Genomic DNA, 11,932 nt, shown 5'->3' on the forward strand with positions numbered 1-11,932 from the left:
GTTCAGCGCCGCGCATCGAGCGCATGGCGGATCGTGCGTGCGAGGTCATCGAACGTGAAGGGCTTTTTCAGCAGCACGACGCCTTTGTCGAGCCGCCCTTCGTGAAAGATGATGTCGCGCGTATAGCCCGATGCGAACACCACGGTCGCGTTATACGGCGGCGCGCTCGCGATCTTCGCGAGCTCGTTCGCGCGCAGCGTGCCGGGCATCACGACATCGCTGAAAAGAAGATCGACGTGGCCATGCTTCTGCAGGACGGCAAGGGCCGATTCCGCGCTCGGCGCCGACAGCACCTTGTAGCCGAGCTGCGCAACCATGTCGATGGTCGCGAGGCGCACGTCGGCATCGTCCTCGACGACGAGCACCACTTCGCCGCCGCTCGATGCACGCGGGCGCGCGCCGTGCGCATTCGTCGATTCGACTTGCGTGCAGCGTGGGAAGTACAACGCGACGGATGTGCCTTCGCCCACCTGCGTTTCGACATCCACGCAGCCCGCGCTTTGCGACACGAAGCCGAACACCATGCTCAGGCCGAGGCCGGTGCCTTGGCCTTCGGCTTTCGTCGAATAGAAAGGCTCGAACATGCGTGCTTTTACGCTGTCGGGCATGCCATCGCCGTCGTCGGTAACAACCAGCTTCACGTAATCGCCCGCGGGCAACGCGAGACCGGTCGTCATCTGATCGCCGAGGGTCGCGTTCGAGACTTCGAGCTGAATGTTGCCGCCTTCATGAATCGCGTCCCGCGAATTGATGACGAGATTGAGCAGCGCGTTTTCCAGTTGATGGCGATCGACGAAGAGATTCCAGGCATCGCACGATACCGTGGTCTTCAGCTTGATCGATTCGGGCAGCGCGCGTTGCAGGAACTCGCACATGTCCGCGACGAGCTTCGCCGGATCGACGACGGCGGGATTGAGCGGCTGACGTCGCGCGAAGGCGAGCATCTGCGAGGCGAGCTTGCCGCCGCGCGCGACGGCTTCGCTCATCACGCGCAGCCTGCGTGTGAGATCGGGTTTGTCGCGCGTCGCGAGTTCGATCAACTGCAGGTTCGCGGAGATGATCTGCAAGACGTTGTTGAAGTCGTGCGCGACGCCGCCCGTCAGATTGCCGATGGCTTCCAGCTTCTGCACCTGACGAAACCGCTCCTCGGCCTCGACGCGCGCCGTGACCGCTTCCGCGACGCGTTCTTCCAGCGTCTGCATGAGCTTGAGCAGCTTGTCTTCGGCAAGCACCTTGCGAGTCGTTTCGACGACGACGGCAATCACGCCTGCCGGATGACCGTCGTCTTCTGCGACAGGACTGTAGTGCAGATCCATCCACACGTCTTCGGGCCGGCCATTGCGATGCAGCGTGAGACGCTTGTCGGCGTAGGACAGCGTTGCGCCGGACAAACAGGTGTCCACGACATTGCGATTGAACGCGGCGATCTCGGGCCAGCCGTCTTCGACAGGCTTGCCGAGCAGAAACGGATGACGTCCACCGGCGAAGCCCGCATAGGCGTCGTTGTAGATCATCGTGCCGCGCCGGCCCCAGAGCATGACGAGCGGCACAGGCGAAGCAAGCAGAAGTTGCACGGCTGCCCGCAGACTCTTCGACCATCGACCGATCGGGCCCATGGCCGTGTCCGACCAGTCGAAGCTGGCGATGCGCGAAGCCATCTCGCCGCGCCAGCCTTCACAGTCGAAGGATTGCTCGGGCCAAACCGTTTCGGCGTTCATAGAGTTGAAGGGAAAGTTGATGTGCCGCCGTCTTCGTAAAAAGCGGCAGGAGCTTGGTTTGGATCAAAGGCTACATCTTAGTCCACGCATCGGCCTGCACTCCATACTGGACGCTGCTTTGCGAGGAGTGGGCGACCTGAAGGCTCGCATATCGAACACGAAAGGCCACCGTTTCGGACAGGTGAAGCACATGTTTCAAGGTAAAGTCATCGCCGTCGACATGATCGGGAGGCGCGCATGAACGGCAAGCGCATCGTCGCGGCGTTGCTCGTGTTGCTCTTTTGGACGGCTCGTGTGTACGCGCAAGAGCCTTCGCTTACGGATGAACAGATGCTCGGCGTCGTCTTCGTCGCGAATCAGGCCGAAATCGCGGCGGCCAATCTCGCGTTGCGCAAGACGCGCTCCAACAGCCTGCAGGTCTACGCGAAACGGATCGTGTCGGAACACGCGCAGGTCAATCAGGAGATCATGACGCTGACGCAGCGCTTCGGCACGGAGCCGCAACGCAGCGCGACGAGCGACGCATTGACGAAGCAAAGCAACAGCGAGATCGCCGAGCTCGATGAAACCAGCACCTACGATTTCGACGAAGCGTATCTCGAACACGAGGTCGTCTCGTTGCAGAAGCTGGTGCGTACCGTCGAAGGCTATATCCGCACGGCGCGCAGCGCGGACGCGCGAACCTTGCTGATCCGCTCGCGTCCTTCATTCATCTTTCATCTCGATCAGGCGCAAAGGCTGCAAATCACCATAGGCAGTCCGGGCCTCGTCCGCTGATGTCGCTCACGAACAAAAACAGGAGAAATGCATGAATGCATCGGAATGTATCGACGAACTGATCGCGGGCATCGCGGATTGGCGCGGCGAGACCTTCGCCAATGTGCGCAAGATCATCCTCGCAGCGGACGAAGGGATCGTCGAGGAGTGGAAGTACATGGGCAGCCCGGTCTGGTATCGCGACGGCATGATCGCGGTGGGCAACGCGCACAAGGACAAAGTGAAGCTCACCTTCGCGCACGGGGCGAGCCTGCCGGACCCCGACAAGCTCTTCAACGCGAGCCTCGAAGGCAACGCGCGGCGTGCAATCGATTTTTTCGAAGGCGACAAGATCGATGCACACGCGCTTAAGAATCTCGTGCGTGCGGCGATCTCGTTGAATCAGACGAAAGCGAAGAAGAAAGCGGCTCGTTGAGCTGCGCGCGTCCATGCGCCGATGAAGGCGGCGAGGTCGACCGCATCCGCATTAACGAATCCAGTCCAGGCCATGCGTGCCTGGCGCGGCTCGGGCAGATCGAGAGTGTCGTTTTTGGACTAAAGATTTCGAATCGATTCTTTACAAAGACAAAACATCTTGTCACAATGCGGACGCAAATAATAACGATTCGCATTCACACGCAATGGACCTCCAAAAGAAATGAGCATGAAGACAGGAACGACGAGCCCGGTCGCGATGCGGCCTTTGAAACTGGCCGCCTTGCTGCTGTTCGCGGCAGCGCCGCTCGCCCACGCACAGTCCGCGGATGCGCCGTCGGGTGCATCGGCGGCTGCGGCGTCGAACGCGCCGGCCGAAAGCACGCTGCCCGCGGTGAAGGTCACGGCGCAGAACGTCGATGAACCGTATGGTCCGACGAAAGGCTACGTCGCGAAAGAATCGACGGCGCTCAAGACGGGCACGTCGCTCCTCGAGACGCCGCAGTCCGTCTCGGTCGTCACGCGCGAGCAGATGGATCAGCAGAACGCGCAGACGCTCAATGCGGCCGTGCGCTATGTGTCGGGTGTGACGCCCGAAACGCGCGGCGGCATCGCGACGCGTTACGACATGCTCAAAGTGCGCGGCTTCGACGCCGACAAGTACTGGAACGGTCTCAAGCTGCTCGACAACGGCTGGTACGCGGTGCCGCAGATCGATCCGTATTTGATGGAGCGCGTCGAAGTGCTGAAGGGCCCGGTCTCGGTGTTGTACGGTCAGGCGGCGGCGGGCGGCCTGCTGGATCAGGAAAGCAAGATGCCGACGGTCGTGCCGCTGCATGAAGTGGGCATCGAGTTCGGCAACTACGCGCACAAGTCGGCCAAGTTCGATTTCTCCGGGCCGATCGCGGGCGACGATCGCTATCTGTACCGCATCACCGGCATCGCGCGTTCGGAAGACGGGCAAGTGCAATCGACGTACAACAAGCGCATCGCGATCGCGCCGTCGTTCACGTGGCGTCCGGACAACAAGACTTCGCTCACGCTGTACGGCCTCTATCAGCACGATCCGGACAGCACGTCCTACGGCAGCGTGCCGCCGCAAGGCACGGTGCTCTACAACCCGAACGGCAAGCTGCCGAGCGACTTCTACGACGGCGATCACAACTTCGAGAGCTTCAATCGCGTGCAGGAATCGATCGGCTACAAGTTCGACCGCAAGCTCAACAACGCGTGGTCGTTCCGCTCGAACGGACGTCTGCTGCATCTCGCGCAGGACTACAAGAGCGTCTATGCGAGCGCGCTCGAAGACGACTTGCGCACGCTCGATCGCGGCACGGCTGCGTCGAAGGACAACCTGAACACGATTCAGCTCGACAATCAGCTCGAAGGCAACGTCTCGACCGGCCCGATCGACCATACGCTGCTGTTCGGCTTCGATTACCAGCACTATGCGAGCAACTTCGATGCGGGCTTCGGCACCGCGCCGTCGCTCGACATGTTCGCGCCGAACTACAACCAGGCGATCACGCCGCCGGACCGCTATCACCAGATCCTGAGCGGCACGCAATACGGCGTGTATGCGCAGGATCAGGCGCGCTGGGGCAACGTGATTCTCACGCTCGGCGGACGCGAGGACTGGGCGAGCAGCGATTCGAACAACACGACGTACGGCGTCGTGTCGCATCAGTTCGATCGCGCGTTCACGGGGCGCGCGGGCCTCACGTATGTGTTCGATAACGGCATCGCGCCGTATGTCAGCTACACCGAATCGTTCACGCCGCAAGCGGGCACGGACATCAACGGTCAGCAGTTCTCGCCGGAGAAGGGACGTCAGTATGAAGTCGGCGTGAAGTTCCAGCCGAAGGGCTACAACGCGTTCTTCTCGGCCGCGCTGTTCGACCTGACGCGCAAGAATCTGCTGACGGTCAATGCGGACAACCCGAACTTCCAGTCGGCGGTCGGCGAAGCGCGCTCGCTCGGCGTCGAACTCGAAGCGAAGGCGAGCCTCACGGATTCGTTGAACGTCACGGCGAGCTACACGTATCTCAGCACGAAGTACACGAAGGACAACAGCGGTCTCGAAGGCAAGTTCCTGCCCGCGATTCCGCAGAATCAGGCTTCGTTGTGGGCGTATTACACGGTCAATCGCGGACCGCTCGCCGGTCTCTCGATGGGCGCGGGCGGACGCTACACCGGCACGACGTATAGCAGCGACAACAGCTTCAAGGTGTCGAGCTTCTTCCTCGTCGATGCCACGCTGAACTACGATCTCGGCCGCGCCATGCCGCAGTTCAAGGGCGTCGAGCTGTATGTGAACGCGCAGAACCTTTTCAACAAGGAATACGTCGCGTCGTGTTACTACGGCAGCTGGTGTGCGTTCGGTTACGGACGTCAGGTGTTCGCCGGCATGAACTATCACTGGTAAGCATGTTGCACCGCACTGCGTCTTTCGAACGGCGCAGTGCATCGAATCGTCGTGAGCGCCGCCCTGGCGCTTATCGCGAACGAAGCTATCCGTATCGGGATTTCTTCGTTCGCGTGTGAGGAAGCGGCTAGTACATTGATCGCTCGCCGCTCATCCACGATATCCCCGCATGATCCCGACGACTTCATTGCATCGCCTCTTCGCCATGCTCGCGTTGATGGCGGCATGTGCTTTACCGATGCATCGCGCGCACGCCGAAGGCAAGGTGAAGATCGTCGATCAATATGGCATCGGCTCGTTGCTGCTCAAGGTCGCGAAGGACCAGAAGCTCATCGAGAAGGCCGGCGCGCGCGCGGGCCTCGATATCGACGTGCAGTGGAACACGCTTTCCGGCGGCGCGGCCGTGAACGAAGCGCTGCTCTCGGGCGCGGCGGATATCGCGACTATCGGCATCGGGCCGTTGATGACGATCTGGGATCGCACGCGCGGGCATCAGGATTTTCGGGCCATTGCGGCGCAAAGCGCGGTGCCGGTGTATCTCGTGACGAACGATCCGCGCATTCGCAGCATCAGGGATATCGGCGAGAAGGATCGCATCGCGGTGGTGTCCGTCGCAGTGTCGCAGCAGGGACGTCTGCTGCAAATGGCGTCGGCCAGGGCGTTCGGCGATGCCGAGTATGCGCGGCTCGACCGTTTCGAAGTCAACATGCCGCACGCCGATGCGACGACCGCGATGTTATCGGGCAACTCGGTCGTCAATCTGCATTTCTCCAACGCGCCCTATCAGTATCAGGAACTCGAAGATCCGAAGATCCACAAGGTCACGAGTTCCACCGAAATCCTCGGCGGACCGTCGACGGGCAGTGTTGTCGTGACTTCCGACAAATGGCGCAAGGACAATCCGAAGACCTACGCCGCCGTGCGCGCGGCGCTCGACGATGCGGCGAAGCTCGTCGAGAAGGACAAGGCTGAAGCGGCGGCCATCTATATTCGTCAGGACGGGTCGAAGCTCTCGCCTGCGTTCGTCGAGCGCATTCTCAGCGACAAGGAAGCGAGCTTCGCGACGACGCCGCAAAACACGCTGCAACTGGGCACATTCCTGCATAAGGTCGGCGTGATTCGTCACGAGCCGAAATCATGGCGCGACTATTTCTTCGCTGACGATTCGAGCGCGCAAGGCAGTTGACACGTCTTTCATTTATCCATCATCCAAAGGAATCCGAAATGAATGCAGTGGCCATCGGGAATGAAACGGAAGTGACTGTCAGCCCGCTGTCGGCGCATATCGGCGCGGAGATCGGCGGCGTCGACCTTACGCGTCCCTTGTCTTCCGCACAGGTCGAAGCAATTCGCGCCGCGTTGCTCAAATGGCGCGTGGTCTTCTTCCGCGAGCAGTTCCTGAGTCACGAACAACACATCGCGTTCTCGGCGCACTTCGGCGAGCTCACGGTGGGGCATCCGGTGTTCGGCCACGTCGACGGGCATCCGGAGATTTACTCGATTTCGAAGTTTCGCAAGGCCACGCGCTTCGAAGGGCAATCGGTGCTGCGTCCGTGGACGGGCTGGCATACGGATGTGACTGCCGCGGTGAATCCGCCGTTCGCATCGATCCTGCGCGGCGTCACGATTCCGCCCTATGGCGGCGATACGCAATGGACCAATCTCGTGATCGCATACGAGAAGCTGTCTGCGCCGCTGCGCGCGTTCGTCGATGGTCTGCGCGGCGTGCATCGTTTCGCGCCGCCGCAAGGCGCAAGCGGCACCGATGCGTTCACGAAGGCCGTGACGGATCACACGCTCGTCGCCGAGCATCCGTTGGTGCGCGTGCATCCGGAGACCGGCGAACGCGCGCTGTATGTCAGTCCGGGCTTTCTCAAGCACATCGCGGGGCTCGCGCCGCGCGAAAGTCAGGTGTTGCTCGAACTGCTATGGGAGCATGTGACGCGGCCGGAATTCACGGTGAGATTCAAGTGGGAGCCGGGCAGCATCGCGTTCTGGGACAACCGCACGACCGCGCATCTCGCGCCGACGGATATCTTCGATCTCGACTTCGATCGCCAGTTGTATCGCACGACGCTCGTCGGCGATGTGCCCGTGGGGCCGGACGGGCAGAAGTCGGTGGCGATCGAAGGCACGCCCGTTGGCGCGGCGGCTGCGGTCGCGTTGAACTGATCGGCGTTCAACCTGATTCGCTACGCGTCACGAAGATCAATATCAGAAGAAACGTGATGAGGAAGCGAAACGCGCTTTCGGTGCCGTTCCATTGCTGCGATTGCCACATGCCGAACCATTCGCCGCCGATCGACATGAAGCAGACTTGCCAGGTGAGATAGCCGAGCGTGAGGCCCGCGATCGCCCAGCGTTTGGCTCGCGCGAAGGCCGCGCTCTCCTGGCGCAGTGCGCGGGCCATCGCGATGACGCCTGTCCAGCAAAGAAGCGCGGTGAGCGTTTCGAGAAAAATGATCGCGTCATAGCCGAGATGCTGAAGCACCGGCGACGTGATCGCGCGATACATGTTCGCGTTGCCGGGAAACGTCGTGTCCATTCGCATGACGTGCTCGACGAACTGCAGGTTGCTGCCGTAGTCCGTCAGATTGCCAAAGCTGACGAGCGACGCGAGCAGGGCCATCGAAGCCACGACGAGAAGTTTCGCGAGGCGTTCGGTCATCTTCATCTTCATTCTCCAGCAGCGTTGGGAACGTGATTGTGCAAGAGAAGAATGAGCTGAGCTTGATTTCTCGCTGCAACTAACTGTCTCGTTGTGCCAGCGCCTTTCTGCACGAAACGATCGTCGGATGAATGTACGACGCCGACCCGTATAATCGCGGCCTCGCACACGTTTGCGCGTCCATTGCGGCACGCGCGACGACTCGTTTATCAACATCCCGAACCCCTGTCTCAGACAGGCCGAAGCAAGAAAGGAACGCCCAAGCGTGGAAAGTCTCTTCCAATCCGTGAATGCATTGTTTGCCTGCATTGCGCCCGTCTCGGATTTCTTGTGGGATTTCCCCACGAATTTCAAGGCTTATTCACAAATCCCCGTGCTCGGGCAGTTTTCGTTCGCGATCCTTTTGCTTGTCGGCGTGGGCATTCACTTCACGATCCGCACGCGCTTCATCCAGACGATGAACGTCGGCAAGATCGTTCGCATGATGCTGCGCAGGCAGTCGTCGAAAACCGGCGTCAGCGCGCTTGCGTCGTTCATGCTCGGGCTCGCGATGCGTGCCGGGCCCGGCAATATCGTCGGCATTACGGGCGCGATTTCCGTCGGCGGACCGGGCGCGTTGTTCTGGATGTGGGTGGCCGCGTTCTTCGGCATGGCGACCGCGTTCATGGAATCGACGCTCGCGCAGCTCTTCAAGGAGAAAAAGCACGACGAGTTCGTCGGCGGCTTGCCGTTCTATGGGCGGCGCATTCTCGGCGACAAGCGCTTCGTCGGCACGTTGCTGTCGCTCGTATTCATCGTCTATGCGCTTTTCAATGTGCCGCCGCAAACGTTCAACGTGTTCACCGCGATCGGCACCATCGCCGATACGGTGACCGGCACGCATCTCGGGCGTCAGTCGACGGTGTATTACGTCATCGCGGCGGTGCTCATCGCAGCGTGCTCGTTCATCATCATGGGCGGCATTCGCCGCGTGACCGCTTATACCGATGTGCTCGTGCCGATCAAGGCGACGCTCTTTTGTCTGATGTCGCTCGTCATCATCGTCATCAATCTGCCGCTGATTCCCTACTTCTTTCATGAGGTGATCGTCGGTGCATTCGCGCCGCATGCGCTCTTCGGCGGCGCGATCGGCACGGCGCTCGCTCAAGGCGTCAAGCGCGGGCTGATGTCGAACGAAGCGGGGCAGGGCACCATCACGATGGCCGCGGCGATCGCCGACAACGATCACCCTTGCGAACAGGGCTTCGTGCAGAGCCTCGGCGTGTTCTTCGACACGATGGTCATCTGCACGATGACCGGCTTCATCGTCGTGATGGCGCACGTATGGACCGGCACGGTGGACGGTCAGGCGTGGGAGTCGGTCAGGGCATCGAAGATCACGGTCTATCTCGCATCGGTCGAAACGCTCGTGCCGGTTTCGGTCGCGCATGTCGTCAAGATCGTGATGTGCGTGTGCTACGGCCTCTTTGCGTTCACGACGTTGCTCGGCATGATTTCGTTCGCCGAAATCTCGGCCAACTTCATTTCACGAAGCAGAGGTTTCATCATCGGCATTCGCGTCGTCGGCTCGCTCGTGTTCGTGCCGTTCGGCGCGCTCACCGTGCTTGCGGGACTCGAATTGCCTAACCTGTGGGCGCTTTCCGATCTGATGAACATCGTGATGGTGCTGCTCAACGTGCCGATTCTGCTGATCGGGCAACGTCTCGTGTACAAGGCGCTCGCGCACTACCGCTCGACGCGCGGCGGACCGTTCGTGTCGGAGGACATCGGCGTGCGAACCGAGTATTGGTCCGCGAAGCGCGGTGTCGTCAGGCAAACGGAAGAACTTCGCGAGCGCGTCGAAAGTTAAGAGCCGAAGAAGTCCACCGCGCCGGTGCCGAGGTTGTACATCGCGCCGGCTATCTTGATGGCGTGCTGCTTCTCCATGTCGCTCAGCACGGCGCTTTCCTGGCGAATCTGCGCGATGGTCGACTCGACGTTCTTGCGCGCCACCATGTCGACGAACGTGTAATTGGTCGCCGTGCGCTCGCCGTCGTACTTCGTGGCTTCCACGGCGGGTTTGATGCGCGCGAGCAACGCCGTGAGATGACCTAGTTCGGCATTGGCGATCGCGCCTTTGATCGCGCCGCAAGACGTATGTCCCATCACCAGCACGACTTTCGCGCCCATCAGCTTGCACGCGAATTCCATGCTGCCGAGAATGTCGTCGTTTTCGATGTTCCCCGCGACGCGGCAGTTGAAGATATCGCCGATGCCCAGATCCATGATTACCTCGGCGGGCGCTCGCGAATCGATGCAACTGAGCAGCACGGCCGCGGGATATTGTCCCTTTGCGCTCGTCTTTTGTTCGGCAAGGTAGTTGCGCGCCTTGCGTTCGCCTCTGCGGAAACGCTCGTTGCCGCGCTTCATCGCATCGAGAATCTGCTCGGGCGACATCGCGTCGCGCTGCGCGTGCGTCAACGCGTCGGCGTGAGCGGATGTCATGAGGAGCGGCGGAACCGCGAGCCCGGCGATAGTTGCAGACGCAACTGATTTGAGAAAGCTCCGGCGGCACGCGGGCGTGCATTGCAGCGGATGCTTCAGATCTTCGCGCATGACCTTGCTCCTCGACCTGACGGGAATCGGCCTTCTTCAACGCTCTTCTTGCGACATGAAGTGTTGGACGAAAAATCGTCGAATGCAATGCACGCTTGTTCTGATGACAATGTCAGGTCGATGACGTAACGATCTGCCGCGCGATATCGAGAAAGTTGGCGGTCTTGGCGGTTGTCGCATCGATGCGCGATGCAAGCGCCAGACGAATCGTGATCGCGCTGCCGAGCGCATCGGTGTAGGCGACGCCATCGACCTGAATCTGGCACACCGACGCCGGCACCAGCGACACGCCGAATTCCGCCGCGACCAGATTGACGACCGATGATAGCTGCGGCGCCTGCTGGCCGGCGACCGGCTCGAATCCCGCTTCACGGCACGCACCGATGATGACGTCGTGCAATGTCGGACTTGCCTCGCGCGGAAGCATCACGAAAGGATCCTCCGCCAGCGTCGCCAACGGCACCTTGCGCTTTTTCGCGAGCTTGTGCGTGGCGGGCAGCACGATTTTCATCGGCTCGATCGCGATGTGATTGATCTGCACGCCCGCGGGCGACTGGCTGCCGAGACGGACGAACGCGACATCGACGCGGCCGGCGTCGAGATGCGCGAGCAGTTGCGCGGTATTGCCTTCGGTCAGCGTCAGCATGACGTTCGGATAAGCCTGCCGATACGACCGTATGAGCTTCGACACGACCGGATTGAACGCCGCCGATCCCGTGAAGCCGATATTGAGCTGCCCGATCTCGCCGCGCCCCGCGCTCTGCGCTTTCTCGACGGCGAGACGCGCGTCGTCGACGAGACGCTTCGCGTCGGCGGCGAACGCCTCGCCGGCTTCCGTCAGCACGACGCCGTGCCCCGTGCGGCGAAAGAGCCGCACGCCGAGTTCGTCTTCGAGCGCGTGAATCTGCTGACTGAGCGGCGGCTGTCCGATGCCGAGCCGCTCGGCCGCGCGCGTCACATTGCGTTCCTCGGCGACGGCCAGAAAGTAGCGGAGATGTCGCAATTCCATGCGATATATGAAAAAGCTATTTCAGAAAGACGAGATAGATATTGGACAGTATATCAATCGCGCGACAAAATACCGCTATCGCGCAGTGCGCGGGCTAGAACTATCCCCGAATACGTTGCCGGTTGCTCGTCAAAGCGAATCGGCAGGGCGGGTCGCGCCCGTGTCGATCGTCGACGGCGCGCGAATCGTCAATCAGTTTGGGAAGGGGTCTAATGTGGCTGAAGCATTAAAAAAACCAAGGCCGGAATACCGGAACATCGGGATCGGTCAGATCGCGAAGTATCGCTTGCCGCTGGCGGGCAAGGTATCGATCCTGCATCGCGTGA

At 61.0% G+C, this 11,932-nt stretch carries 11 protein-coding genes and 1 pseudogene; 8 read left to right on the forward strand and 4 right to left on the reverse strand.

Going from position 1 to position 11,932, the window contains the following annotated elements:
* Positions 1–2: 2 nt before the first annotated feature.
* Positions 3–1,718, reverse strand: coding sequence for an ATP-binding protein (locus QCE58_RS15505; RefSeq protein WP_409014124.1), 1,716 nt, complete (start codon positions 1,716–1,718; stop codon positions 3–5).
* On the opposite strand from QCE58_RS15505, the gene QCE58_RS15510 reads away from it, so the two are divergent.
* The 6 genes from QCE58_RS15510 (at position 1,615) to QCE58_RS15535 (ending at position 7,506) form a co-directional block, all read left to right on the forward strand.
* Positions 1,615–1,959 (forward strand): hypothetical protein, encoded by a 345-nt coding sequence (locus tag QCE58_RS15510; RefSeq protein ID WP_162483417.1) that lies wholly within the window; start codon positions 1,615–1,617, stop codon positions 1,957–1,959. The two genes, QCE58_RS15505 and QCE58_RS15510, sit on opposite strands and share 104 nt — an antisense overlap.
* Positions 1,956–2,495 (forward strand): DUF4142 domain-containing protein, encoded by a 540-nt coding sequence (locus tag QCE58_RS15515; protein WP_175981911.1) that lies wholly within the window; start codon positions 1,956–1,958, stop codon positions 2,493–2,495. Before QCE58_RS15510 ends, QCE58_RS15515 begins: the two co-directional genes overlap by 4 nt.
* A gap of 31 nt (positions 2,496–2,526) precedes the next feature.
* A complete protein-coding gene (locus QCE58_RS15520) occupies positions 2,527–2,910 on the forward strand; it encodes a DUF1801 domain-containing protein (RefSeq protein WP_250522363.1) in 384 nt (127 codons plus the stop codon).
* Positions 2,911–3,138: 228 nt separating this feature from the next.
* Positions 3,139–5,334: a TonB-dependent siderophore receptor gene (locus QCE58_RS15525; RefSeq protein ID WP_239295451.1), complete on the forward strand. Its 2,196-nt coding sequence runs from the start codon at positions 3,139–3,141 to the stop codon at positions 5,332–5,334.
* Between the two features lie 169 nt (positions 5,335–5,503).
* Positions 5,504–6,520, forward strand: a complete 1,017-nt coding sequence (locus QCE58_RS15530; RefSeq protein WP_250522362.1) for an ABC transporter substrate-binding protein — start codon at positions 5,504–5,506, stop codon at positions 6,518–6,520.
* A 38-nt stretch (positions 6,521–6,558) separates the two neighbouring features.
* Positions 6,559–7,506 (forward strand): TauD/TfdA family dioxygenase, encoded by a 948-nt coding sequence (locus QCE58_RS15535; RefSeq protein WP_175981903.1) that lies wholly within the window; start codon positions 6,559–6,561, stop codon positions 7,504–7,506.
* A 7-nt stretch (positions 7,507–7,513) separates the two neighbouring features.
* On the opposite strand, the gene QCE58_RS15540 is transcribed toward QCE58_RS15535, so the two are convergent.
* A complete protein-coding gene (locus tag QCE58_RS15540) occupies positions 7,514–8,002 on the reverse strand; it encodes a DUF2165 family protein (RefSeq protein WP_250522377.1) in 489 nt (162 codons plus the stop codon).
* A gap of 265 nt (positions 8,003–8,267) precedes the next feature.
* Between QCE58_RS15540 and QCE58_RS15545 the strand changes: the two genes are divergently transcribed.
* The gene (locus QCE58_RS15545; RefSeq protein ID WP_175981901.1) at positions 8,268–9,851 is read left to right on the forward strand and encodes a sodium:alanine symporter family protein; all 1,584 of its coding nucleotides are present in this window, start codon (positions 8,268–8,270) and stop codon (positions 9,849–9,851) included.
* Here the strand turns inward: QCE58_RS15545 and QCE58_RS15550 are convergent.
* Entirely contained in the window at positions 9,848–10,597 is a 750-nt protein-coding gene (locus tag QCE58_RS15550; protein ID WP_250437462.1) for a carbonic anhydrase family protein, read from the reverse strand. The two genes, QCE58_RS15545 and QCE58_RS15550, sit on opposite strands and share 4 nt — an antisense overlap.
* 112 nt (positions 10,598–10,709) lie before the next feature.
* Positions 10,710–11,606: a LysR family transcriptional regulator gene (locus QCE58_RS15555; RefSeq protein ID WP_250441561.1), complete on the reverse strand. Its 897-nt coding sequence runs from the start codon at positions 11,604–11,606 to the stop codon at positions 10,710–10,712.
* A 7-nt stretch (positions 11,607–11,613) separates the two neighbouring features.
* Between QCE58_RS15555 and QCE58_RS15560 the strand changes: the two are divergent.
* Positions 11,614–11,932 (forward strand): annotated as a pseudogene (locus QCE58_RS15560) (hypothetical protein); the annotation flags it as partial.

Source organism: Caballeronia sp. LZ028, from assembly GCF_031451415.1.
Taxonomy (GTDB): Bacteria; Pseudomonadota; Gammaproteobacteria; order Burkholderiales; family Burkholderiaceae; genus Caballeronia; species Caballeronia zhejiangensis.